The 23,739-nt window shown below is 65.9% G+C and carries 25 protein-coding genes and 2 pseudogenes; 18 read left to right on the top strand and 9 right to left on the bottom strand.

Annotated features, from left to right (window positions below; translation table 11 throughout):
- The 3 genes from kdsA (at position 1) to ftsB (ending at position 2,752) form a co-directional block, all read left to right on the top strand.
- Positions 1 to 855 carry a 3-deoxy-8-phosphooctulonate synthase gene (gene kdsA, locus LGM56_RS24155; protein ID WP_046546045.1) on the top strand — a complete coding sequence of 285 codons (855 nt, stop codon included), beginning with the start codon at positions 1 to 3 and terminating at the stop codon, positions 853 to 855.
- A 106-nt stretch (positions 856 to 961) separates the two neighbouring features.
- A complete protein-coding gene (gene eno, locus LGM56_RS24150) occupies positions 962 to 2,245 on the top strand; it encodes a phosphopyruvate hydratase (RefSeq protein WP_011352544.1) in 1,284 nt (427 codons plus the stop codon).
- Between the two features lie 81 nt (positions 2,246 to 2,326).
- The gene (gene ftsB / locus LGM56_RS24145; RefSeq protein WP_046546044.1) at positions 2,327 to 2,752 is read left to right on the top strand and encodes a cell division protein FtsB; all 426 of its coding nucleotides are present in this window, start codon (positions 2,327 to 2,329) and stop codon (positions 2,750 to 2,752) included.
- A 90-nt stretch (positions 2,753 to 2,842) separates the two neighbouring features.
- Here the strand turns inward: ftsB and LGM56_RS24140 are convergent, their stop codons facing one another.
- The 3 genes from LGM56_RS24140 to LGM56_RS24130 form a co-directional block, all read right to left on the bottom strand.
- Positions 2,843 to 3,202, bottom strand: coding sequence for a hypothetical protein (locus LGM56_RS24140; protein ID WP_089473144.1), 360 nt, complete (start codon positions 3,200 to 3,202; stop codon positions 2,843 to 2,845).
- Positions 3,203 to 3,336: 134 nt separating this feature from the next.
- Positions 3,337 to 4,287, bottom strand: a complete 951-nt coding sequence (gene hslO, locus LGM56_RS24135) for an Hsp33 family molecular chaperone HslO (RefSeq protein ID WP_089440497.1) — start codon at positions 4,285 to 4,287, stop codon at positions 3,337 to 3,339.
- Between the two features lie 25 nt (positions 4,288 to 4,312).
- Positions 4,313 to 4,837, bottom strand: coding sequence for a gamma carbonic anhydrase family protein (locus LGM56_RS24130; protein ID WP_071334714.1), 525 nt, complete (start codon positions 4,835 to 4,837; stop codon positions 4,313 to 4,315).
- A gap of 149 nt (positions 4,838 to 4,986) precedes the next feature.
- Here LGM56_RS24130 and LGM56_RS24125 point away from each other — a divergent pair, with 149 nt between their 5' ends.
- The 10 genes from LGM56_RS24125 to LGM56_RS24080 all read left to right on the top strand — a co-directional run bounded on the left by LGM56_RS24125 (position 4,987) and on the right by LGM56_RS24080 (position 14,056).
- A complete protein-coding gene (locus tag LGM56_RS24125; RefSeq protein ID WP_226206942.1) occupies positions 4,987 to 5,844 on the top strand; it encodes a ferritin-like domain-containing protein in 858 nt (285 codons plus the stop codon).
- 178 nt (positions 5,845 to 6,022) lie between these two features.
- Complete coding sequence (locus LGM56_RS24120) at positions 6,023 to 6,913, top strand: alpha/beta fold hydrolase (RefSeq protein WP_089425744.1); 891 nt, start codon at positions 6,023 to 6,025, stop codon at positions 6,911 to 6,913.
- An 81-nt stretch (positions 6,914 to 6,994) separates the two neighbouring features.
- Positions 6,995 to 7,825, top strand: coding sequence for a 3',5'-nucleoside bisphosphate phosphatase (locus LGM56_RS24115; protein WP_226207060.1), 831 nt, complete (start codon positions 6,995 to 6,997; stop codon positions 7,823 to 7,825).
- Positions 7,826 to 7,897: 72 nt separating this feature from the next.
- On the top strand, positions 7,898 to 8,530 hold the full coding sequence (locus LGM56_RS24110; RefSeq protein ID WP_089473141.1) for an L-threonylcarbamoyladenylate synthase: 633 nt from the start codon (positions 7,898 to 7,900) through the stop codon (positions 8,528 to 8,530).
- A gap of 49 nt (positions 8,531 to 8,579) precedes the next feature.
- Positions 8,580 to 9,242 (top strand): site-2 protease family protein, encoded by a 663-nt coding sequence (locus LGM56_RS24105; protein ID WP_089495149.1) that lies wholly within the window; start codon positions 8,580 to 8,582, stop codon positions 9,240 to 9,242.
- A gap of 8 nt (positions 9,243 to 9,250) precedes the next feature.
- Positions 9,251 to 10,453 carry a tryptophan--tRNA ligase gene (locus LGM56_RS24100; RefSeq protein ID WP_011352534.1) on the top strand — a complete coding sequence of 401 codons (1,203 nt, stop codon included), beginning with the start codon at positions 9,251 to 9,253 and terminating at the stop codon, positions 10,451 to 10,453.
- An 8-nt stretch (positions 10,454 to 10,461) separates the two neighbouring features.
- Positions 10,462 to 11,064 (top strand): class I SAM-dependent methyltransferase, encoded by a 603-nt coding sequence (locus tag LGM56_RS24095; protein ID WP_089495148.1) that lies wholly within the window; start codon positions 10,462 to 10,464, stop codon positions 11,062 to 11,064.
- Between the two features lie 48 nt (positions 11,065 to 11,112).
- Positions 11,113 to 12,018 (top strand): 4-hydroxy-tetrahydrodipicolinate synthase, encoded by a 906-nt coding sequence (dapA, locus tag LGM56_RS24090; RefSeq protein ID WP_226206941.1) that lies wholly within the window; start codon positions 11,113 to 11,115, stop codon positions 12,016 to 12,018.
- Between the two features lie 111 nt (positions 12,019 to 12,129).
- Positions 12,130 to 13,275 (top strand): outer membrane protein assembly factor BamC, encoded by a 1,146-nt coding sequence (gene bamC / locus LGM56_RS24085; protein WP_226206940.1) that lies wholly within the window; start codon positions 12,130 to 12,132, stop codon positions 13,273 to 13,275.
- A 4-nt stretch (positions 13,276 to 13,279) separates the two neighbouring features.
- Entirely contained in the window at positions 13,280 to 14,056 is a 777-nt protein-coding gene (locus LGM56_RS24080) for an MBL fold metallo-hydrolase (protein WP_089495147.1), read from the top strand.
- A gap of 113 nt (positions 14,057 to 14,169) precedes the next feature.
- On the opposite strand, the gene LGM56_RS24075 is transcribed toward LGM56_RS24080, so the two are convergent.
- The 3 genes and pseudogenes from LGM56_RS24075 to LGM56_RS24070 all read right to left on the bottom strand — a co-directional run bounded on the left by LGM56_RS24075 (position 14,170) and on the right by LGM56_RS24070 (position 15,886).
- Positions 14,170 to 14,433, bottom strand: coding sequence for a hypothetical protein (locus LGM56_RS24075; protein WP_021162672.1), 264 nt, complete (start codon positions 14,431 to 14,433; stop codon positions 14,170 to 14,172).
- Positions 14,363 to 14,609, bottom strand: a pseudogene (locus LGM56_RS36970) (hypothetical protein). Before LGM56_RS36970 ends, LGM56_RS24075 begins: the two are co-directional and overlap by 71 nt.
- Before the next feature lie 56 nt (positions 14,610 to 14,665).
- A complete protein-coding gene (locus LGM56_RS24070; protein ID WP_089495146.1) occupies positions 14,666 to 15,886 on the bottom strand; it encodes a cupin domain-containing protein in 1,221 nt (406 codons plus the stop codon).
- 32 nt (positions 15,887 to 15,918) lie between these two features.
- Here LGM56_RS24070 and LGM56_RS24065 point away from each other — a divergent pair, with 32 nt between their 5' ends.
- The gene (locus LGM56_RS24065) at positions 15,919 to 16,461 is read left to right on the top strand and encodes an FKBP-type peptidyl-prolyl cis-trans isomerase (protein WP_059554208.1); all 543 of its coding nucleotides are present in this window, start codon (positions 15,919 to 15,921) and stop codon (positions 16,459 to 16,461) included.
- Here the strand turns inward: LGM56_RS24065 and LGM56_RS24060 are convergent.
- Both LGM56_RS24060 and mutS read right to left on the bottom strand, forming a co-directional pair.
- Positions 16,441 to 17,712 (bottom strand): hypothetical protein, encoded by a 1,272-nt coding sequence (locus LGM56_RS24060; protein WP_226206939.1) that lies wholly within the window; start codon positions 17,710 to 17,712, stop codon positions 16,441 to 16,443. The genes LGM56_RS24065 and LGM56_RS24060 overlap by 21 nt on opposite strands.
- Complete coding sequence (gene mutS, locus LGM56_RS24055; RefSeq protein WP_226206938.1) at positions 17,693 to 20,350, bottom strand: DNA mismatch repair protein MutS; 2,658 nt, start codon at positions 20,348 to 20,350, stop codon at positions 17,693 to 17,695. The genes LGM56_RS24060 and mutS overlap by 20 nt, the downstream gene beginning before the upstream one ends.
- Before the next feature lie 55 nt (positions 20,351 to 20,405).
- On the opposite strand from mutS, the gene LGM56_RS24050 reads away from it, so the two are divergent.
- The 3 genes from LGM56_RS24050 to LGM56_RS24040 all read left to right on the top strand — a co-directional run bounded on the left by LGM56_RS24050 (position 20,406) and on the right by LGM56_RS24040 (position 22,004).
- Entirely contained in the window at positions 20,406 to 20,963 is a 558-nt protein-coding gene (locus tag LGM56_RS24050) for an SOS response-associated peptidase family protein (RefSeq protein ID WP_226206937.1), read from the top strand.
- A gap of 121 nt (positions 20,964 to 21,084) precedes the next feature.
- On the top strand, positions 21,085 to 21,582 hold the full coding sequence (locus LGM56_RS24045; protein WP_226206936.1) for a glycoside hydrolase family protein: 498 nt from the start codon (positions 21,085 to 21,087) through the stop codon (positions 21,580 to 21,582).
- Entirely contained in the window at positions 21,579 to 22,004 is a 426-nt protein-coding gene (locus LGM56_RS24040) for a lysozyme inhibitor LprI family protein (RefSeq protein WP_226206935.1), read from the top strand. Before LGM56_RS24045 ends, LGM56_RS24040 begins: the two co-directional genes overlap by 4 nt.
- 122 nt (positions 22,005 to 22,126) lie before the next feature.
- On the opposite strand, the pseudogene LGM56_RS24035 reads toward LGM56_RS24040, so the two are convergent.
- Positions 22,127 to 22,297 (bottom strand): annotated as a pseudogene (locus LGM56_RS24035) (chromate transporter); the annotation flags it as partial.
- A gap of 522 nt (positions 22,298 to 22,819) precedes the next feature.
- Between LGM56_RS24035 and LGM56_RS24030 the strand changes: the two are divergent.
- Entirely contained in the window at positions 22,820 to 23,725 is a 906-nt protein-coding gene (locus LGM56_RS24030; RefSeq protein WP_226206934.1) for an NAD(P)-dependent oxidoreductase, read from the top strand.
- Positions 23,726 to 23,739 lie beyond the last annotated feature (14 nt).

Here is a 23,739-nt window from a genome sequence, read left to right as displayed (position 1 = left end):
ATGAAGCTGTGCGATTTCGAGGTCGGTCTCGACAAGCCTTTCTTCCTGATCGCGGGTACCTGCGTCGTCGAATCGGAGCAAATGACGATCGACACGGCCGGCCGCCTGAAGGAGATCTGCGCGAAGCTGAACATTCCGTTCATCTACAAGTCGTCCTACGACAAGGCGAACCGCAGCTCGGGCAAGTCGTTCCGTGGCCTCGGAATGGACGAGGGCCTGCGGATCCTGTCCGAGGTGAAGCGCCAGCTCGGCCTGCCGGTGCTGACCGACGTGCATTCGATCGAAGAGATCGAGCAGGTCGCGTCGGTCGTCGACGTGCTGCAGACGCCGGCGTTCCTGTGCCGCCAGACCGATTTCATCCATGCGTGCGCGCGCTCGGGCAAGCCCGTCAACATCAAGAAGGGCCAGTTCCTCGCGCCGCACGACATGAAGAACGTGATCGACAAGGCGCGCGAAGCGGCCCGTGAAGCGGGGCTGTCGGAAGACCGCTTCATGGCGTGCGAGCGCGGTGTCTCGTTCGGCTACAACAATCTGGTGTCGGACATGCGTTCGCTCGCGATCATGCGCGAGACGAGCGCCCCGGTCGTGTTCGATGCGACCCACTCGGTGCAGCTGCCGGGCGGGCAGGGCACGAGCTCGGGCGGCCAGCGCGAATTCGTGCCGGTGCTCGCGCGTGCGGCGGTCGCGACGGGCGTCGCGGGCCTGTTCATGGAGACGCACCCGAATCCGGCCGAAGCAAAGTCGGACGGCCCGAACGCGGTGCCGCTGAACCGGATGAGTGCGCTGCTGGAGACCCTCGTCACGCTCGACCAGGCGGTGAAGCGCAATCCGTTCCTGGAAAACGATTTCAATTAAAGATCGAATGAACCTTGCGACGGCTTCGCGCGTCAGTAGCGAAAGCGGTTCGGGCGCGCGCGCCGTCGCAGTTTGAAGAATCCATCGTCATTCTCAGAGGAAACCCATGAGTGCAATCGTAGATATCATCGGCCGCGAGATTCTGGATTCGCGCGGCAACCCCACCGTCGAATGCGACGTGCTGCTCGAATCGGGCACGATGGGCCGCGCGGCGGTGCCGTCGGGCGCGTCCACCGGCTCGCGTGAAGCGATCGAACTGCGCGACGGCGAAGCCGGCCGCTACAACGGCAAGGGCGTGCTGAAGGCAGTCGAGCATATCAACACCGAAATCTCCGAAGCCATCATGGGCCTCGACGCGTCGGAACAGGCGTTCCTCGACAAGACGCTGCTCGAGCTGGACGGCACCGACAACAAGTCGCGTCTCGGCGCGAACGCGATGCTGGCCGTGTCGATGGCCGTCGCGAAGGCAGCCGCCGAAGAGGCCGGCCTACCGCTGTACCGCTATTTCGGCGGTTCGGGTGCGATGCAACTGCCGGTGCCGATGATGAACATCGTCAACGGCGGCGCGCACGCGAACAACAGCCTCGACATCCAGGAATTCATGATCGTCCCGGTGAGCCAGCCGACGTTCCGTGAAGCCCTGCGTTGCGGCGCGGAAGTGTTCCACGCACTGAAGAAGATCCTGAGCGACCGTGGCATGAGCACGGCAGTCGGCGACGAAGGCGGCTTCGCGCCGAACTTCGGCAGCAACGACGAATGCCTGTCGACGATCCTGCAGGCGATCGAGAAGGCCGGCTACCGTGCCGGTGAAGACGTGCTGCTCGCACTCGACTGCGCGGCATCCGAGTTCTACCACGACGGCAAGTACCAGCTCGCGGGCGAAGGCCTGCAACTGTCGTCGGCCGAATTCACCGACTACCTCGCGACGCTCGCCGACAAGTTCCCGATCGTATCGATCGAGGACGGCATGCACGAAAGCGACTGGGAAGGCTGGAAGCTGCTGACCGATCGCCTCGGCAAGAAGGTGCAGCTGGTCGGCGACGATCTGTTCGTCACGAACACGCGCATCCTGAAGGAAGGCATCGAGAAGGGCATCGCGAACTCGATCCTCATCAAGATCAACCAGATCGGTACGCTGACCGAAACGTTCGCGGCAATCGAAATGGCGAAGCGCGCGGGCTACACGGCCGTGATCTCGCACCGCTCGGGCGAAACGGAAGATTCGACGATCGCGGACATCGCGGTCGGCCTGAACGCCGGTCAGATCAAGACGGGTTCGCTGTCGCGCAGCGACCGCATCTCGAAGTACAACCAGCTGCTGCGCATCGAGGAAGATCTCGGCGACATCGCAAGCTACCCGGGTAAATCGGCTTTCTATAACCTGCGCTAACGCGCTACTATCGGGTTCGTCATATCGACGCCGCTCTGTGCATGTGCGCGGAGCGGCGCTTCTTATATCTGCGGTTCTTACATGCGGCTTGTCACTGTCGTCCTGATTGCCTTGCTGGCGCTCATTCAGTACCCCCTATGGTGGGGACACGGCGGCTGGCTGCGGGTGCATGAATTGCGTCAGCAGCTCGACGACCAGCTCCAGAAGAACGCGGACGAGAAGCTGCGCAACGAGCGCACCGCAGGCGAAGTACAGGATCTGCAGGGCGGCACCGCAGCCATCGAGGAGCGCGCGCGCTACGAGATGGGCATGGTGAAGGACGGCGAGGTATTCGTGCAGTTCGTGTCGCCGAATGCGCCTGCCGTTCCGCTGAACAACACGCCGTCGAATACATCGACGCGCGGCGCCGTCTCCGCGGCACCGGTGCGTGTCGTGCCGAATCCGCAGTCGATCGCGAAACCGTCGCGGCATCATGGCGGCGACAAGGGCAAGGCCGCGCATCACTGATGCACGATTGCTCGAACCCATTGAAAAAGCGCGGGAAATGCCGCGCTTTTTTATTTCCTGCCGGTAGTCAATCGGCTGAGCGATGCACGCTCACCACCACCATCCCGGGTAGCCGTAGCTGATGCCCGAGCCCCAGCGATTGCCCCATCCGCCGTAATACCCGCCGTAGACCGTCACCGGCGGCGGCGAGTAATAGGCCCATGCGCGCGCGGCGGCCTCGGCTGCCATCGCGCTGTTCTGTTCGCGCAGCACCTGCTGGTCGATCTCGTCATAGCGCTTGCGTTCGGCGCTCGACAGCGCGGGCGGCTGGCCGCCCGATGCACCGGGTTCGGGCAGGCGGCTCAGGATCGTGGAAGTCGGCGGCGGCATCGCGCAGCCGGCCAGCGCGAGCGTGCCGGCGGCAACGCTCGTCAGGACGATGGTGCGGAACGGACGATGAAGCGGGCTCATGTGTTTCTCCTGCAGCGCGCCGACGACGGGAAGCGGCTTGCGCCGAAGTGCGTGACTTCGGCGCCGGAGCCTTGCGTGCGACGCTCGTGCGTCATTATGCGCCCGTGCCCGGATGGGGGGCATCGGGCCACTGATCAGTGACGCTGCTCGGTCGCGGGCGCAATGCCCGTCTCGACGCCGGGTGCCGCGAACAGCTGCGCGACATCGACCGGATCGAATTCATAGCGCTGGTTGCAGAACTCGCAATGAATCTCGACATGGCCGCGCTCGACGATCACGCTGTCGACTTCTTCACGGCCGAGCATGCGCAGCATCGCGCCGACCTTCTCGCGCGAGCACGAGCACTGGAAGCGCGTGCCGGCCGGTTCGAAGTGCTGCACGTTTTCCTGCCAGAACAGCCGGCGGAACACGACTTCCGGTTCGACCTCGAGCAGTTCCTGCGCGGACAGCGTGCCGCCGAGCGTGCAGACGCGCTCCCACGTATCGGTATCGGTTTCGGCGTTACGCGGCACGATGCCGCCGTCGCCCGGCAGCTTCTGCAGCAGCATGCCGACCGCGCGGTCGCGATCGGCCGCGAGCCACATCCGCGTGTCGAGCTGCTCCGAGTGATGCATGTAATGCTCGAGCACCTGCGAGACGGATTCAAGCGGGCCGTCGACGCCGTTCAGCGGCACGATGCCCTGGTACGGCTGCTGGCCCGGCAGCTTGTCGGCCGGGTCGAGCGTGATCACGCAGCGGCCGTGGCCGCTCGCGTTGACGAGCGACGCGAAGCGCGTGTCGTCGCCGATCGTCTGGGCGGAGTCGCCGGCGAACTTCGCGGTGGCCCGCATCGACAGATCCGAACCGCACTGGACGACCAGCATCTGGACCGGCCCGTCGCCGAAGATCTGCATGATCAGGGTGCCGTTGAATTTCAGGTTCGCGGACAGCAGCGCGCACGCGGCCATCATCTCGCCGAGGATCGTGCGCACCGGGGCAGGGTAGTCGCGGCGGGCGAGCACTTCCTGCCACGTATTGCGCAGCGAAACGATCTCGCCGCGCACGGGCGCCGCATTGAACATGAATTTCTGTAACTGGTCGCTCACTCTTCTTCCTTGAAATCCGTGCGAATCACCCGATCCGCACGAGTTGCTCCTTGAAATGCGCACGCCGCTCGACGTACGTCTTCGCGTTCGTGCGCAGCCGCGCAATGTCTTCCGCCGACAGCTCGCGCACGACTTTCGCCGGTGCGCCGAGAATCAGCGAGTTGTCCGGGAACGTCTTGCCTTCCGTCACGACCGCGCCGGCACCAACCAGACAGTTGCGGCCGATTACCGCTCCATTCAAGACCACCGCCTGGATACCGACCAGCGAACCCTCGCCGATCGTGCAGCCGTGCAGCATGGCCTGATGCCCGATCGTCACGTTTTCGGCAATCGTCAGCGGAAAGCCGGGGTCCGTGTGCAGGACCGCGCCTTCCTGGACGTTGCTGCCCGCACCGACGGTGATCGTCTCGTTGTCGCCGCGAATCGTCGCGCCGAACCAGACGCTCGCGTTCTCCTCAAGCACGACCTTGCCGATGATGGCCGCCGTATCGGCGACGAATACGCTTTCGTGGATCGTCGGGGCCGTATCGCCCAGCTTGTAGATCGTCACGGAGTCTCCTTGTCTCTTCGATGATGGGCGCCGGTAGAATGGCGCGTCTGGTTTGCCCGGCGCATGCGCATTGCGCCGCGGAACAATCGCCTATTGTAAACCGTCGCGTGCGTGCGCTCCCGCGATGCGCACGCAAGGTGTCCCCGTTTATGAGCATGGAGTCTTCTTCTTTCGGCAATGCGTCCGCCTGCGTGCGCCGCACCGCGCTTGCCGCGCTGTGTGACGCCAAACCCGCAGCCAAGGCCGCCCAGGTGCGCGCGCTCCACGATGCGTTGCGGGCCGGGCAGGCGGCGATCGCGCCGTCGCTCGAATTGCCCGAGCCGGCCGATCTGCCCGGCCGGCCGGCGCGCCCGCCGCTCGTCGAGCCGCGCCAGCTCGAGCGACGCAGCATGCGTTCGCCCGAAGGGCGCGCCGTGCTGCTTCACGCGCTTGCCCATATCGAGTTCAATGCGATCAACCTGGCGCTCGATGCGGTCTGGCGCTTCGCGGGCCTGCCGGCCCCGTTCTATGTGGACTGGCTGAAGGTGGCGGCCGAGGAGGCCTATCACTTCACGCTGCTGTCCGAACGCCTGGCGGCGTTCGGGCATGCGTACGGCGATTTTCCCGCGCACAACGGCCTGTGGGAGATGTGCGAGCGGACCAAGGGCGACGTGCTGGCGCGCATGGCGCTCGTGCCGCGCACGCTCGAGGCCCGCGGGCTCGACGCATCGCCGCCGATCCGCGCGCGGCTCCTGCAGGCGGGCGACGATGCGTCGGCTGCGATCCTCGATGTGATCCTGCGCGACGAAATCGGCCATGTCGCGATCGGCAACCGCTGGTTCCGGCATCTATGCGACGAAGCCGGCCGCGATCCCGTGCCAACCTACCGGCAGCTCGCCGAGCAATACCATGCGCCGCGGCTGCGCGGCCCGTTCAATTTCGATGCGCGCCGCGATGCCGGATTCGAGCAGGCCGAACTCGACGAACTGGCCGCGCAAGACATGGCGGACGGCAACGCGCCACGCTAGCCGGCTCGCGTTCGGCCGCGCTTCGACGTGCCGCCCGCCGTCCCGGGTGCCCGGGACTTGGCGCTTCTCCCGGCCCCTGGCGTACGCGCACCGCTAGAGCGGCGCCTCGATTGCCGGACGCCGGAAAGAGGGCGTCGCCGCTATAATCGAACGATCATTCTTTTTTCTGGCGGCTGCAATGAGTGCATCGAGTTCTGTTTCCGATTTCGTCACGGTGCGCGGCGTCCAGCTGCATGTCCGGCGCTGGGGCCGGCCCGATGCGCCCACGCTGTTCATGCTGCATGGCTGGATGGACGTCTCGGCATCGTTCCAGTTCGTTGTCGATGCGCTCGCGGGCGACTGGCAGGTGATCGCGCCCGATGCGCGCGGTTTCGGGCTGTCCGACTGGCCGGTCGCGCGGCAGGGCGGCGGGCATTACTGGTTCCACGAGTACCTGGGCGACCTCGATGCACTCGTCGACCACTATGCGCCGGCCGGCGAAGTCAACCTGGTCGGGCACAGCATGGGCGCGAACGTCGTGTGCCTGTATGCCGGCGCGCGGCCGGAGCGCGTGCGGCGCGTGGTCGATCTCGAGGGTTTCGGGCTGGCGCCCGCGCGGGCCGAGCAGGCGCCGCGCCGGTTGCGCGGCTGGCTGGACGAGTTGCGCGAACCGCCCGTGCTGCGCCCTTACGCGTCCCTCGACGACGTGGCGGCGCGCCTGATCAAGACCAATCCGCGGCTCGACCCGCGCCGTGCGGCGTTCCTCGCCGCGCACTGGTCGAAGCGTGGCGACGACGGCCAGTACCACCTGCTGGCCGACCCCGCGCACAAGATGCCGGGGCCGCAGCTGTACCGGCTCGACGAAGTGATGGCCACCTGGGCGCAGGTGCGCGCGAAGGTGCTGCACGTCGAAGCCGTCAATTCGCCGACGCTGGCCCACATCGCGGGCGACATCCCGCTGCCGGAATTCAAGGCGCGCTTCAACGCGTTCCCCGACTGGCGCGAGAAGCTCGTCGAGGACGCCGGCCACATGGTGCATCACGACCAGCCCGAGCAGATCGCGGCGCTGATCGAGGCGTTCTGCGCGTAAGCGCGCGGCGGCGGCGGCGGGGCACGCGGGCGGCGCATTGCCGCGTTGCAGTAGAATGAAGCCTTACCTGCCATGCCGACAATGAACGCCGATCTCCACTGCCATTCGAATGTTTCCGACGGGTTGCTGCCGCCTGCCGACGTCGCGCGCCGCGCTTATGCCGGCGGCGTGACCCTGTGGGCGCTGACCGACCACGACGAGATCGGCGGCCAGGCAGCGGCGCGCAGCGAAGCGGAAGCGCTCGGCATGCGCTACCTGAGCGGCGTCGAGATTTCGGTCACGTGGGCATCGCGCACCGTGCACATCGTCGGCCTGAATGTCGATCCCGCGAATCCGGTGCTGGTCGACGGCCTGTACCGCACGCGCCACGGCCGCGCGGCGCGCGCGGTGGCCATCGGCGAGCAGCTCGCCACGCTCGGCATTCCCGGTGCGTACGAAGGTGCGTTGAAGTACGTGTCGAATCCCGACCTGATCTCGCGCACGCACTTCGCCCGTTTCCTCGTTGAAAACGGCTACGCGACGTCGACATCGGATGTGTTCGATCGGCTGCTCGGCGACGACAAGCCCGGGTTCGTCCCGCACCGCTGGGCGACGCTGCCCGACGCCGTCGCGTGGATTCGGGCCGCCGGCGGCGAAGCCATCGTCGCGCATCCGGGCCGCTATCGCTATACGCCCGTCGAATTCGACGCGTTCTTCGGCGAGTTCATCGATCTGGGCGGCCGCGCGATCGAGGTCGTCACGGGCAGCCACACCCCCGACCAGTACCGCGAATATGCGGACGTCGCACGCCGCTTCGGCTTCGAAGCGTCGCGCGGCTCGGATTTCCATGCGCCAGGCGAGGGCCGTGTCGAGCTCGGCAGCCTGCCGCCGTTGCCGCCCGACCTGACTCCGGTCTGGGAACGCTGGCTCTGACACCGGGCGGCGGCCTGCCACCTGCGTTGCTGCCGGCCGCGCGCATCCGATTTCTCCCCCTTTACGCCCCCCATGTCCCAGTTCTTCAGGATTCACCCGGATAATCCGCAGCCGCGCCTGATCAAGCAGGCCGTGGAAATCGTCAGCAAGGGCGGCGTGATCGCGATGCCGACCGATTCGAGCTATGCGCTCGCGTGCCATCTCGACGACAAGGACGCGGTCGAGCGCGTGCGCCGGATTCGCGGCCTCGATGAGAAGCAGCACTTGTCGCTGCTCGTGCGCGACCTGTCGGAGCTCGCCAACTTCGCGATGGTCGACAACCGCCAGTACCGGCAGATCAAGTCGGTGACGCCGGGCCCGTACGTCTTCATCCTGCAGGCGACGAAGGAAGTGCCGCGCCGGCTGTCGCACCCGTCGCGCAAGACGATCGGGCTGCGCGTGCCCGATCACGCGATCACGCTCGCGTTGCTCGAATCGCTCGGCCAGCCGCTGCTCGGCACGACGCTGATCCTGCCGCCGGACGACGAGCCCCTGAACGATCCCGACGAAATCCGCGAGCGGCTCGAGAAGCAGGTCGACCTCGTGATCGACGGAGGCGCGTGCCCGCGCGAGCCGTCGACGGTGATCGACCTGACCGGCGACGAGCCCGAGCTCGTGCGCGCGGGCCGCGGCGCGCTCGAACCGTTCGGACTCTCGGCCGCGTAAGCGCGCCGTTCCATTTTTTGCGCGAGTGCGCTTGTTACAATAACGCGATATGGATGCTTCCCTGATACAGACCATCGCCGTCTACGCGCTGCCCGTGATCTTCGCGATCACGCTGCACGAGGCCGCGCATGGCTACGCCGCCCGCCTGCTCGGCGACAACACCGCCTACATGATGGGGCGCGTGTCGTTCAACCCGATGCGTCACATCGATCCGCTCGGCACGATCGCGATTCCGCTCGTGATGTATTTCCTGACGGGCGGCGCGTTCCTGTTCGGCTATGCGAAGCCGGTGCCGGTGTCGTTCGGCAACCTGCGCGATCCGCGCTGGGGCAGCCTGTGGGTATCGCTCGCAGGCCCGGCCTGCAACTTCGTGCAGGCGCTGATCTGGGGCGTGCTGACCCTCGTGCTGCCCGCCGTCGGCATCGACGAGCCGTTCTTCACGCGGATGGCGTTTGCCGGCGTCAGCGCGAACCTCGTGCTCGGCGTGCTGAACCTGTTTCCGCTGCCGCCGCTCGACGGCGGCCGCATCCTGGCGGCGCTGCTGCCGACGAAGCAATCGATCGCGCTGTCGCGCATCGAGCCGTACGGTTTCATCATCGTCCTCGCGCTGGTCGCGACGGGCGTGCTGACGAATTTCTGGCTGCGCCCGCTCGTCAACGTCGGCTACGCCGTCCTGAGCGCCATCCTGTCCCCATTCGCCTCGCTTCTCTAACGACAATCATGTTCCCTGAACGTATTTTCTCCGGCATGCGACCCACCGGGTCGCTGCACCTCGGTCACTACCACGGCGTGCTGAAAAACTGGGTGAAGCTGCAGTCCGAGTACCCGTGCTTCTTCTGCGTCGTCGACTGGCATGCGCTGACGACGCACTACGAGACTCCCGAGGTCATCGAGAAGAACGTGTGGGACGTGCTGATCGACTGGCTCGCATCCGGCATCGATCCGGCGCAGGCCACGCTGTTCATCCAGAGCAAGGTGCCCGAGCACGCCGAACTCGCGCTGCTGCTCGGCATGAGCACGCCGCTCGGCTGGCTCGAACGCGTGCCGACCTACAAGGAGCAGATGGAGAAGCTGAAAGACAAGGATCTGTCGACCTACGGCTTCCTCGGTTATCCGGTGCTGATGGCGGCCGACATCCTGCTGTATCGCGGCTCACTCGTGCCGGTCGGTGAAGACCAGGTGCCGCACGTCGAGATGACGCGCGAGATCGCGCGCCGCTTCAACTACCTGTACGGTCGCGAGCCGGGCTTCGAGGAGAAGGCGCTCGATGCCGCGAAGAAGCTCGGCGGCAAGCGCGCGAAGCTCTATCACGAGCTGCGCAACGCGTATCAGCAGGAGGGCGACGACGAGGCGCTCGAACAGGCGCGCGCGATGCTGCAGGAATCGCAGAGCCTGTCGATGAGCGACCGCGAGCGCCTGTTCGGCTATCTCGAAGGCGCGCGCAAGATCATTCTCGTCGAGCCGCAGGCGCTGCTCACCGAAGCATCGCGGATGCCGGGCCTCGACGGGCAGAAGATGTCCAAGTCGTACGGCAACACGATCGGCCTGCGCGAAGACGCCGAGACGATCACGAAGAAGGTCCGCACGATGCCGACCGACCCCGCGCGCGTGCGCCGCACCGATCCGGGCGATCCCGACAAGTGCCCGGTGTGGCAGCTGCACCAGGTCTATACCGACGAAGCGACGCACGACTGGGTGCAGAAAGGCTGCCGTTCGGCGGGCATCGGCTGCCTCGACTGCAAGCAGCCGGTCGTCGAAGGCATCCTGCGCGAACAGCAGCCGATGCTCGAGCGCGCGCAGAAGTACATGGACGACCCGTCGCTGCTGCGCGCGATCGTCGCGGACGGTTGCGACAAGGCGCGCAAGTACGCGACGGAAACGATGCGCGACGTGCGTGACGCGATGGGCCTGTCGTACAACTGATCGACCGCATGAGCGCATCCGTCATTGCCGCCGCGGGCGGCCACGTCGCCCAGGCCGAGCCGTCGCGCTGGGTCGCGCAATGGTCGCGGCTCGTGTCGCCGGGCGGCGCGGTGCTCGATGTCGCCGCGGGCGGCGGCCGCCATGCGCGCGGGTTCGCGTCGCATGGCCATCCGGTCGTCGCACTCGACCGCGACCCGGCCGCGCTGGCCGCGTTGCGTTCGATTCCGGGCGTCGATGCCCGTGACGCCGATCTCGAAGGCGCGCCGTGGCCGTTGCCGGCCGGCGAGCAGTTTGCGGCGGTGGTGGTCACGAATTATCTGCACCGTCCGCTCTGGCCCCATCTGCTCGATGCGGTGGCGCCGGGCGGCGTGCTGATCTACGAAACCTTCGCGCAAGGAAACGAAACGGTCGGGAAACCGTCCAACCCCGCGTTCCTGCTCGCCCCGGGCGAGCTGCTGGACGCCGTGCACGGCCGCCTGCGGGTGGTTGCGTACGAGGACGGGTTCGTCGCCGCGCCGCGCGAGGCGTTCGTCCAGCGTCTCTGCGCAGTGCGCGAGGGCGCGACCCCGAAGGCGGGGGCGGGAATTCCACGTTACGAACTGCCCGGCTAATCCGCTACAATCTCAATGTTTACCGGTACATAATCTCATTCGCGTTTCATGGCTAACGGCACCCAAGACGGCATTCAAATCCGCGGCAGCATCCCCGCGATCGTCACCCCGATGCTCGAAGACGGCAGTCTCGACCTGCCGGCGTTTCGCAAACTGATCGACTGGCACATCGCGGAAGGCACCGATGCGCTGGTCGTGGTCGGTACGAGCGGCGAGTCGGCAACGCTCAACGTCGAAGAGCACATCCTGATGATCCGCACGGCGGTCGAGCATGCGGCGAAACGCATCCCGATCATCGCGGGCGCGGGCGGCAACTCGACCGCCGAGGCGATCGAGCTGACGAAGCACGCGAAGGCTGTCGGCGCGGACGCGACGCTGCAGGTCGTGCCGTACTACAACAAGCCGACGCAGGAAGGCATGTACCGTCACTTCAAGACGATCGCCGAAGCGGTCGACCTGCCGGTGATCCTGTACAACGTGCCGGGTCGCACGGTGGCCGACATGGCGAACGAGACGACGCTGCGCCTCGCGGAAGTCCCGGGCATCATCGGCGTGAAGGAAGCGACTGGCAACATCGATCGCGCCGCGCACCTGATCAAGGCCGCCCCGAAGCATTTCGCGATCTACAGCGGCGACGATCCGACCGCGATCGCACTGATGCTGCTCGGCGGCCACGGCAATATCTCGGTCACGGCGAACGTCGCACCGCGCGCGATGAGCGACCTGTGCCGCGCGGCGCTGGTCGGTGACGTACAGACGGCTCGCGCGCTGCACATGAAGCTGCTGTCGCTGCACAAGAACCTGTTCATCGAAGCGAACCCGATTCCGGTGAAGTGGGCGCTGCAGGCGATGGGCAAGATGCAGGGCGGCATCCGGCTGCCGCTCACGGCGCTCGACGAGCGCTGCCACGAAGCCGTGCGTTCGGCCCTCGTCGAGGCCGGCGTCCTCGCCTGATGCCGAGGCGGCCGCGTCCTGCGGCCGCCGGCTCGAACCCTGATCAACCCGCACCGGCCGGCTCCGTCCGGCGCCGCTCCTGACGAGCGTTCTAGCAAGACGAAGGATTTCATGAAACGTTTCGCCTTTTCCTCTCGCGCCATCCAGATGTCGGTGGTGGTGCTGGCGCTGGGCGCGCTCGCCGGCTGCGATACGCTGAACGATTACCTGGCCCCTGACCGGGTCAACTACAAGAACACCGGTTCGGCGCCGCCGCTCGCGGTGCCGAGCGACCTGAAGCCGGTACCGACGACGCAGCAGTTCGTCGCGCCGCCGAGCAACGCCGGCCTCGGCACGCTGCCGCCGCGGGTCACGACGCAGGCGGGCAACGCGACCGACGGCATCCCGAGCGCGCAGGATCCGCTCGGCATGCACATCGAGCGCGACGGCGACCGCCGCTGGCTCGTCGTCGATGGCCGCACGCCCGAGCAGTTGTGGCCGATCCTGAAGGAGTTCTGGCAGGAGAACGGCTTCTCGCTGAAGACCGATGCGCCGTCGACGGGCATCATGGCCACCGACTGGGCTGAAAACCGCGCGAACATCCCCGACGACTGGTTCCGCCGTACGATCGGCAAGGTCATCGATTTCGCGTACTCGTCCGGCACGCGCGACCGCTTCCGTACGCTCGTGAACCGCACGTCGGACGGCAACACCGATATCTCGATCACGCACAGCGCGATGGAGGAAATGATGGTCGGCCCGCAGGGCGGCACGTCGTCGCGCTGGGAAGAGCGTCCGCGCAATCCGGTGCTCGAAGCCGTATTCCTGTCGAAGCTGATGCAGAAGTTCGGCCTGACCGATGCGCAGGCGAAGCAGCTGCTGACCGATGCCCGTCCCGCGACGGCGCCGGCGCAGGTCAGCGACACGAGCAGCGGCGGGGCGACGCTGCAACTGGCCGAGTCGTTCGACCGCGCATGGCTGCGCGTGGGCCTGGCGCTCGACCGCACCAACTTCGCGGTCGACAATCGTGATCGCGAGAAGGGCGTGTACACCGTGCGCTATGCGAACACGATGGAAGAGCTCAAGCGCGACGGCCTGTTCGGCAAGCTGTTCTATGGCGGTCCGTCGGCCGCGAAGCCGGGCAAGGAGTACCTCGTCAACGTGCGCGCACAGGGCAACGGCAGTACGCAGGTTGCGGTGGTCGGCGCGAACGGCCAGGTCGACAACTCGTCGGACGCGCAGCGGATCATTTCGCTGCTCCACGCGCAGCTGAACTAAGCGCGTGCGATTCTCCAGCCTCGGAAGCGGCAGCGAAGGCAACGCGCTGGTCGTCGAGGCCTCGAGCGGCACGACGACCACCCGCGTGCTGCTCGACTGCGGCTTTTCCGCCAAGGAGGTCGAGCGCCGGCTCGGCCGACTGAATCTCTGCATCGGCGATCTCGATGCGATCCTCATCACCCACGAACACAGCGACCACGTCGGCAGCGCGTTGACGCTCGCCCGCCGCGGATCGCTGCCGCTCTACATGAGCTGGGGCACCGCGCGCGCGGTTGGCGCGGACGAGGCCGATGTCGATCTAAATGTGCTGTGGGGCGACGAGACGGCCGCGATCCGCGATCTGGCCGTGATGCCCTATACCGTCCCTCATGACGCGCGTGAGCCGCTCCAGTTCGTCTTTATGGACGGCGCCAGCCGGCTCGGCGTGCTGACGGACGTCGGGATGGCCACGCCGCACATCACGGCCGTCCTGAGCGGCTGTGACGCGCTGGTGCTCGAATCCAACCACGATACCGCGATGCTGGCCTCGAGCCGCTATCCGCAGTCGCTGAAGGCGCGTATCGGCGGCAACCACGGCCACCTGAGCAATCACGCCGCAGCGGACATCCTCGCGTCGCTGGAGCGCAGCCGCCTCAAGCACCTGGTCGCCGCGCACCTGAGCCAGCAGAACAACCTGCCGGAACTGGTCCGCCAGGCGTTTGGCGGTGTACTGGGGACGAGCGGGGACGACGTGGTCGTGGCCACGCAGGACGCGGGCTTCGACTGGCTGGCGCTCGGATGAGCGGGGCAGGGCCGCTGCGGCGGCCCGGTGCGACTGCCGTGCGATAGGCGCGGAAACGACAGACGTAAAAAAACCGGCCCTCGGGCCGGTTTTTTTTCAGCTGACGCTGAGGCTTACTGGCTTGCGCCCGAAGCCGGAGCAGCCGTCGCTGCCGAAGCAGCCGACGCCACTGCAGCAGCAGCGTCGCTCGCAGCAGCCGTTGCCGACGAAGCAGCAGCCGAAGCGTCGCTCGCAGCACCAGCAACTGCCGAAGCAGCCGACGAAGCAGCAGCAGCCGCGTCGCTTGCAGCCGACGAAGCAGCTTGATCAGCGCTCTTGTTGCAAGCAGCCAGTGCAACAGCAGCCAACAGGGAAGCTACGAGGAGGGATTTCTTCATGATCACGTCCTTTTATGGTTAAAGGTAAGCAACAGCGCGAAACAATACCGGTAATGTGCTCCAACACCGACCTGGGCCGCTGGTGGAGATGCACTTCTTAGAGCGTGAATCTTCCCTACGGCTTGGGCGGAAATTATATGCACTTTCCTATCGACCGTCGACAAATGCGGGGTCAATACGTTGTCTTTCCCATACAGAATTTGATCCGTACGGGCATACGGGGCGACTCACACTAAATCCGGTTTCCGACCCGTATCCAGCCCGCACGATACCACTCGTGCAACAAGGCTGTCATCGAGGGAACCCGGGATAGTGTTACAAACCGTTTCGCCTCCATCTGGCGTTGATTGGCCAGTTCGGGCAGCCATTCGCTGGCCTGCTCGAGCGGTCCTTCTTCACCATTAATGAAGTACGAGCGCGCGTTATACATCAATGCGGCCCTTCTGTCGAGACACACGCCACGGCGTGACGCTTGCGTGACGAACGCGGCCTCGGACAGCGGGCGCGCGGGCGGGTCGAAAACGACGTTCGGCTTGGGCTCGCTCAGGTAGCAGCCGAGGAATTCGGCGACGTCCCGCTTGCGCCAGCGGATCGCGTCCACGATCTCGGCCACGCGCTCGACCATCGCCGGAGGCAACTGGGCGGGCGTGTCGACGGCCGGCTGCTTCGGATCGCGGTAAAGATCGTCGCCGCAACCGTCGCGCAGGCCGCCACGCTCCGCGAGATAGTACAGGAACTGGGCGCCCAGCTCGCCGGCGGACGGGGCCCGGAAGCCGATCGAGCAGGTCATGCATTCGCCTTCGGCGACGCCGTCGTGCGCGATGTGCGGCGGCAGGTAGAGCATGTCGCCGGGTTCCAGCACCCATTCATCGCTCGGCTCGAAATTTTCGAGGATCTTCAGCGGCACGTCCGGTTGCAGCGACAGGTCTTTCTGCGCACCGACGCGCCAGCGGCGCCGGCCTTCGACCTGCAGCAGGAATACGTCATACGAATCGAAATGCGGACCGACACCGCCGCCGTCCGTCGCATAGGAGATCATCAGGTCGTCCAGACGCGCGTCGGGGATGAAGCGGAAGCGGTCGAGCAGTGCGCGCGCCGCATCGACGTGCAGGTCGAGCCCCTGCACGAGCAGGGTCCAGGCCTTGCGCGTCACGGCCGGCAGCGAGCCGGGCTCGAACGGGCCCTGCTCAAGTTGCCACTTGTTACGAAAATGGGTGATCAGTCGCGATTCCGCGTCATAGTCCGCGGCGAGCTCGAACAGTGCGTCGCGCGAGACCGGCGACGCGACGCCGGGGATTGCCTGGCGGATCAGGAGCGGCTTCTTCTGCCAGTAGCCGCGCATGAATTGCGCCGGCGTAAGACCGCCGAGCAGCGGTGTGGGAAGATCGGAAGGCGGCGCGCCGAACGGGGCGGCAGCGGCATCCCGCGGTTCGGCTTGAGACCGGTTGCGCATCGTATAATGAGATTTGTATTTGGGAGAATTGGATGAAAATCGCAAAAAACACCGTCGTGTCGGTCACTTACAAGCTGTCCGATGCACAGGGCAATCTGATCGAGGAAAGCGACGAGCCGATGGTCTATCTGCACGGCGGCTATGATGGCACGTTCCCCAAGATCGAGGAACAGCTCGACGGCCATGAGCCGGGCTACGAGGCGCAGGTTCAGCTCGAGCCGCAGGACGCGTTCGGCGACTACGATCCCGAACTCGTGAAGATCGAGCCGCGCGATCGTTTTCCCGAGCCGCTCGAAGTGGGCATGCAGTTCGAAGGCACGCCGGAAGACGGCGACGAGGAAGTCGATTCGCTGATCTACACGGTCACCGACGTCGCCGAAGACAAGGTCGTGCTCGACGGCAATCACCCGCTGGCAGGCATGGCGCTGCGTTTCGCGCTCACCGTGAAGGACGTTCGCGAAGCCACCGAAGACGAAATCGAGCATGAGCACGCACATGGTGCGGAAGGGCTCGAGATCGTCGACGAGGACGACGACGAAGACGGCGAAGCGCCGTCAGGGCGTACCCTGCACTGAGCTCGCAGGCAAGCCGGGTGCCGGCCCCGACGCAGGGGCGGGCGCCGGCCACGACGCGCCGCCCGGTGCGGCGCCGTCACCCTGCAATGGCGGCGCGACCGACGACGAGTCGGGCAGCGCCGGCAACGCAGGGATTTCCGGCATCTGCGGCAGCGGCACGTCGTCACGCGGCACGAGCGGCAGCGCGGGCGGCACGGGCAGGTTCTTCGGCACCTCCTGCAGGCTCACGTTGAAGATCGTCTGCCGTGCCGGCGACACGCTCACCTTGACCCACTGATTCGTCGGATGGCGCGGTCCGATCGCGACGCGCGTCACATTACCCACCAGTTCACCGTCATCTGCACGCAGCGGGCGGTCGATCAGAAAACCGCTCGCAAGCGGCTCACCGCTCGCGTGCATCACGAGTATCGGGCCGCGGAACGTCGCCGCCGCCTTCACCAGCGTTCGTTTCAGCTCACGGAAGCCGTCGCGCACGCGCGGCCGGTTGAAACGCAGCCATGCGAAGCGTTCCGCGCGTTCATAGCGTTCGAACTGCGGATCGCCTTCGAACATCACCACCATCGCGCGTGCCTCGCGCCGCTTCGCGTATTCGGCCGCGTGGTCGATCCAGAAACCGTTCGCGATGATGCGGTCCTCGAATTCGCCGTTGCGGCCGCCGGCGGTCAGGTAATGGTTGTTCGGCGCCGGCGCGTTGAGCGCGACGTAGACGATGTCGTCGCGCATCCAGCGGGCGTTTTCCCGATACGGGCGGAACCGTGCGACTTCGCTTTCCCGTGTGATCTGCAGCGCGCCGGGGTCGGGGAGTGCCGAATCGGCGAGCAGCGTCTGCCGCAGGAAGTCGAGCCGCTCGACCGGATCGTAGCCGCCGCCGGCCGCGGTGTTGCACGTTACCCAGTCGTCGTGGCCGGGAATGAACACGAGCGGCACGCGGGCCGCATCCAGGATCGCGCCCCGCTGCGAATACAGCGCATCGCGGCACGCTTCCTTCGAACCCTTGAGATCGCCCGCGTAGACGACGAATGCGAGGTTGCGCTCGCGCGCGATCGCATCGAGCAGCCGCTGGGCGGCCGGTTCGTCGCCAGGGACGTTGATCACACCCGACACGACCGCGAACGAGTAGGGCGTGGTGCTGCGTTTCGGCGGCGCGGCCAGGGCGGTGGCCTGCGCGAGCGCGAGCGCCGCCGCGACGAGCGCGGCGGCCGTGCGAGCCGGCAGGCCGCTCGGGATGCGCTTACGCGTGTCCGTCGACATCGTGCGACCGGACCAGCGTGCGCAGTTCGTACAGCAGGTCGAGCGCCTCGCGCGGCTTGAGATCGTCGGGATCGATGTCGCGCAGTTTTTCGAGCGCCGGATGCGGTGTGTCGGGCAGCGCCGGCGCGTCCGCGCATTCGAGATCGTCGGCGGGTGCCGGCGGCGCGCTGAACAGGTCGAGCTGCGGCGTGTGCTGCGACGCCGACTGCTGTTCGAGATACGCGAGGTGCTTGCGCGCGGCGCGGATCACGGGCGCCGGAACGCCTGCGAGCTGCGCGACCTGCAGGCCGTAGCTCTGGTTGGCCGGGCCTTCGTTGACCGCGTGCAGGAACACGATGCCGTGGCCGTGCTCGACGGCCGACAGGTGGACGTTGGCCGCTTGCGGGAATTCGGCCGGCAGTTGCGTCAGCTCGAAGTAGTGCGTCGCGAACAGCGTGTAGCACGCGTTGTGCGCCAGCAGGTGGCGCGCGATGGCCCATGCGAGCGCGAGGCCGTCGAACGTCGACGTGCCGCGGCCGATCTCGTCCATCAGCACCAGGCTTTGCGGCGTCGCGTCGTTGAGGATCGCTGCGGCTTCGGTCATCTCGACCATGAACGTCGAGCGGCCGCCCGCGAGATCGTCCGCCGCGCCGATCCGTGTGAAGATCCGGTCGATCGGGCCGAAGCATGCCGACTTGGCCGGCACGTAGCTGCCCACGTAGGCCATCAGCGCGATCAATGCGGTCTGCCGCATGAACGTCGACTTACCGCCCATGTTCGGGCCGGTGATCAGCAGCAGCTTGCGCTCGGTGCCGAAGCGGCAATCGTTCGCGATGAACTGTTCGACCTGCGCTTCGACGACCGGGTGGCGGCCCTGTTCGATTTCGATGCCGATTTCGTCGGTGAAGGTCGGTGCGACCCAGTCGAGCGCGCGGGCGCGTTCGGCGAATGCGGCGAGCAGGTCGAGCTCGGCGAGCGCCGATGCGACGCGCTGGCACTCCGGGATGAACGGCAGCAGCGCCTGCAGCACCGCGTCGTACAGCGCGCGCTCGCGCGCCAGTGCGCGTTCCTGCGCGGACAACGCCTTGTCCTCGAAGGTCTTCAGCTCGGGCGTGATGTAGCGCTCGGCGTTCTTCAGCGTCTGGCGCCGGCGGTAGTCGTCGGGCACCTTGTCGGTCTGGCCGCGCGTGACCTCGATGTAGAAGCCGTGCACCTTGTTGTATTCGACGCGCAGGTTCGCGATGCCGGTGCGCGTACGCTCGCGCGCTTCGAGATCGATCAGGAACTGCCCGCAGTTCTCCGAGATGTCGCGCAGCTCGTCGAGTTCGGCGTCGTAGCCGCGCGCGATGACACCACCGTCGCGCACCATCGCGGCCGGCTCGGGCGCAATCGCGCTCGTCAGCAGGTCGAGGCATTCGGCGGGCGGTGCGAGTGCTGCGTCGACGCGGGTGAGTGCGTCCGCGTTCGCGACGATCGCGCTGATGCGCTCGCGCAGTGCCGGCAGCGCGGCGAACGTGTCGCGCAGGCTCGACAGGTCGCGCGGGCGCGCGGACAGCAGCGCGAGACGCCCGGTGATCCGCTCGACGTCGGCGATCTGGCGCAGCGCGCTGCGCAGCGCATCGAGGCTTGCGTTGGCCGGTGCATCGAGCAGCGCGCCGATCGCCTGCTGGCGCGACTGCGCGGCGACCGACGCGCGCGGCGGGTGATGCAGCCAGTGACGCAGCAGGCGGCTGCCCATCGTCGTGCAGCACGTGTCGAGCAGCGAATACAGCGTCGGCGACTCGGTGCCGCGCAACGTCTCGGTCAGTTCGAGGTTGCGGCGCGTGGCCGGATCGAGACCGATGTACTCCGTTTCGTTCTCGACCTTCAGACTGCGCACGTGCCGCAGTTGCTGGCCCTGCGTGGCGGCCGCATAGAGCAGCAGCGCGCCGGCTGCGCCGCACGCGCTCGTGAGTGAATGCGCACCGAAACCGTCGAGGCTCGCGACATCGAGCTGGTCGCACAGGCGCTGCGTGCCCGACGCGATGTCGAAGTGCCATGCCGGTACGCGCTTGCTTGCGCCGGCGCCGGCCGGCACGGCATCGGTCGCGCCGTCCGGCGTCAGGATCTCGGCCGGCCGGATGCGTTCGAGCGCGGCCGCGAGCTGGTCGGGTTCGATTTCGGCGAGCCGCAGTGCGCCGCTGGCGAGGTTCAGCCATGCAAGGCCGATGTTCACCGCGACGCCGCGCTTGTTGTGGCCCGTGCACATCGCGAGCAGGTAGACGTCGTTCTTGTCGGACAGCAGCGCGGCATCGGTCAGCGTGCCGGGCGTGACGACGCGCACGACCTTGCGCTCGACGGGGCCCTTCGACGTGGCGGGATCGCCGATCTGCTCGCAGATCGCGACCGATTCGCCCATCTTCACGAGCTTCGCAAGATACTGCTCGACCGCGTGATGCGGTACGCCGGCCATCTTGATCGGCGTGCCGGCGGTGGCACCGCGTTGCGTGAGGGTCAGGTCGAGCAGGCGTGCGGCTTTCTCCGCGTCTTCGAAGAACAGCTCGTAGAAGTCGCCCATCCGGTAGAAGACAAGCGTGTCGGGATGGTCGGCCTTGATGCGCAGGTACTGCTGCATCATCGGAGTATGGCCGGCGAAGGCGTCGGGCGACAGCGTGGTCATAAGTCAGGCGTGAAGTTGTTGCTTTGGTTGCCCGAGTTTACCAGTGGCTTCATGTGTGGGCGCGAAGTTGGCCGTTTGGTCGGATGCGGATGACCGGGATGGCCTTGGCATCGTCAAGGCGGTGTTCGGATTCTGGCCGAAGTTTATGCAGCGGGAGCGCGTCGACGACAACGGCAAGAAGCGGAAAAAGCTCGACACGGTCGACGCCCGTTCAGAAACAGTCGGTGAGTCCCGGCTGTATGGCAAGGCGTGGCGAGCTGGGCAGCGCTGCTTGATCCTGGCACGATGGATATACGAGCCCTGTTACGAAACGGGCCGAAATGTCTGGCAGAGGATCGGGCTTACAGATTGGCAGTCGTATTGCGTCGCCAGCATCTGGCGGCGTTACGAAGGCGAGGACGGTCGCTCGCTGATCGGCATGACAATGATGACCGTCAACGCGGACGGTCATGGCGTGATGGGGCATATGCACAAGCCCGGCGACGAAAAGCGGTCAGTGGTCGTATTGCGCCCGGCTGATTATGACGAGTGGCTGCACACGAAGAACATTGAGGCTGCGCGCACGATGCTGCAGCTCTATCCGGCGGATGAGATGGCAGCGATGCCAAAGTGACTTTTGTGCCGTCTCGCCTCTAGCCTGTTTGCTGTTTCGCGATTGTGGTCCTCGGCAAGTGGTAAAGTGCCTCGACCACGCGGAGTCGTGGGATACGAATATGCGCTTTGAGAGGGCGACGATGGCAAATGAAAATATGCGGTTAAGCGAGGCCGGCTGGGCCGCTCTGCGGACGCGGGAACAGGCGGTCATGGCCTATTACAACGATCAGGCGAACAACTGCACCTTTGGGGTGGGGACGCTTGCGCATACGGGGCCATGCACCCCCGAGGAGCTGCGTCGCCCGGTTACTGCCGCGCAGGTTAATGCGCAACTCGCTACGGGCGTGAGCCGAGCGGAAGCCCAGGTGCGTAGAACCGTCACCCAGCGAGAGTTGACGCAGGCCCAGTTCGACGAACTCGTCAGCTACACCTACAACGCTGGCAATACCGGGGCCGTAGACGCACTACACGCCGCGAACCAGAGCAACGATGCCGGCGTTGTGTCCCACATGAATCAGCGCGTCTACGTTCATCCGCGCGATGCGCATGGTCGTCGGCTTCGTGCGGTCCGGTCGAACGGTCTCGTGAACCGGCGGCGATTGGAGGCCGCACCGTTCCAGTCGCAGGGGGCGCGATGAGGAAGCATTTCCTCTGGGTGCTTATGATCGTATCGGCTGCGGCGCATGCCGAGCAAACCCCGGCCGATGAGATCGCAGCGCGCAGCGGTTTACCGGCGAGTGAAGTGGCCGGGCTGCTGAACAATTGCGATGGTAGTCAGACCAGCATGAACTTTTGTGCGTGGCGCGACCAGATCGTCGCCGAGCGTCAGCTGCAGCAGGTCGTCGACAAGCAGATCGAAGCACATCCGGAGCGCAAGGCTGCGCTTGAGGCGAAGATCTCGAAGTGGAAGAAGGCCCGAGACGCGTCGTGCGAGAAGTCGGCGCGTAAGGAGTGGGGGGATGGGTCGATGCGGCCGGCGGCGCAAGCGACCTGTGCGGCGATCGTGACGAAAAAGATGACGCAGAGGCTATCTGCGACCGCGACTCGAAAGCCGACATGACCGCGTAACGCTGTGCTCGATCGATGTACCAGACGCGCAAAGGCCCGCTGCGAGCGGGCTTTTTTACATGCCGAGGATTTGCAGCAGCAGGGGCGATTCACTGCCCCATTTGATGACGGCGCGACGATATCCGCGTAGCTGCGCTCGGGCTGCCAGCGGCGCCGTCTGACGAATTCGTCGTGGAAGTAGCCGAGATGCGCGATCGGGCCGCCGAACGACGTGAGGCACAGGCGCAGGAACGCGACGAAGACGGGCCAGGGGTTGCGGGAAGAGGGGAGCGCGGTGGGGGGCATGGGCGGCGGCTCGGGGGGGAATGGACGCAGAGCCGCTACGATAGCGCCGCCACTGCGGGCGCGCGTCGCGCTGGGTGACTGTCGCTCGCGCCGCACGCGCAGATCGCAGATCGCCGATTGAAGCGTACCTCGCGTGGCGTCGGTTCCGCGCAGCATGGGGCTAGCGTAAACGTGTATTACCGTCGGGAAAATATTTGGACACACTTGACTTGGTCACTCGACCAACTTGTCCGATAGACGTTCGGGCGTGCGGTGCAGTCATGCCGCATTCCCCACGATTCCTGTCGGCGGCGCATACACGGTCAACTGACTTGGTCATGCGAATGATTCGGATCTGACGATCCGAGAATGAATTTTCCCAAGGAGTCGAGCATGGACAGGTTGGAGTGTGAATACCGAGTGTTTTTGAACCGGCCGGATTTCCTGGGCAGCGCTGAGTGTTGATGTTCGGTTTTTCATGAGCCTCCGGCCGAAGGCAATATCTTCTGAAATTTCGTCTACCTGATTCCAAGGAGGTTTGTGATGGCAGATATCGTAACGACGCAGTCAATATCCGTCATTGGGCTCGGCCCCATGGGAGCGGCCCTGGCCAAGACATTGCTTGCCGCTCATCATCGCGTCACCGTCTGGAACCGCACTGCGAGCAAGGCCGAGCCGCTTGCCGAGCTTGGCGCCCGCATTGCGCACTCGGCCGCGGAGGCTGTCGATGCGAGTCAGATCGTGGTGGTTTGCGTGAGCAACTATGACACGTCCGACTCGTTGCTGCGCACCCCGGAAGTCGCGGCCAGTCTCAAAGGCAAAACGATCGTTCAGCTCACGACGGGCACGCCGGAGGGCGCGCAAGAAGCTTCGGAGTGGGCTGCGGAACACGGCGTGGCTTACCTGGACGGCACCATCAGCTGCTACCCGCACCATATCGGCACGCCGGATGGATCGATTCTGTATGCCGGCTCGCGTTCGACCTTCGAAGCCCTGCAGCCTATTCTGGCGAACCTGAGTGGACATGCCGTGTTCGTTGGCGAGCGATTCGGGGATGCCGCCGTTCTCGATGGCGCCATTACCGGTTCGTATGCCCTGGGGGCCGCGCTCGCGTTTCTCTACGGCGCCGCCGTGTGTGATGCCGAAGGCGTCTCCCTCGACGCCTACTTGTCGCTTGCCTTGGCCCGTCGTCCCTTCGTCGAGGACACGCTTCGAACGTGCGTGCAGATGATCAACAAGGGGGATTACTCAGGGTCGCAGGCCACGATCGACACCTGGACCGCGGGCATCGAGCAGTTTGTGGCGCACAGCCACGTAGCTGGCACGGACAGCCGCTACCCGCAGGAAGTCCTGGCGCGACTCCAGCAGGCCATCGCCATGGGCCACGGTCAACATGAGCTGGCCGCCGTGTTCGAATGCTTCAGGAAGCCTCGCGGGGACCGGAGTTAAATCGTCCTCGCGGC

The sequence above is a fragment of the Burkholderia sp. AU38729 genome (assembly GCF_020419725.1).
Lineage (GTDB): Bacteria > Pseudomonadota > Gammaproteobacteria > Burkholderiales > Burkholderiaceae > Burkholderia.
Note: the sequence above shows the minus strand (reverse complement) of the source record. Positions and strands in the feature narration are given on the sequence as shown.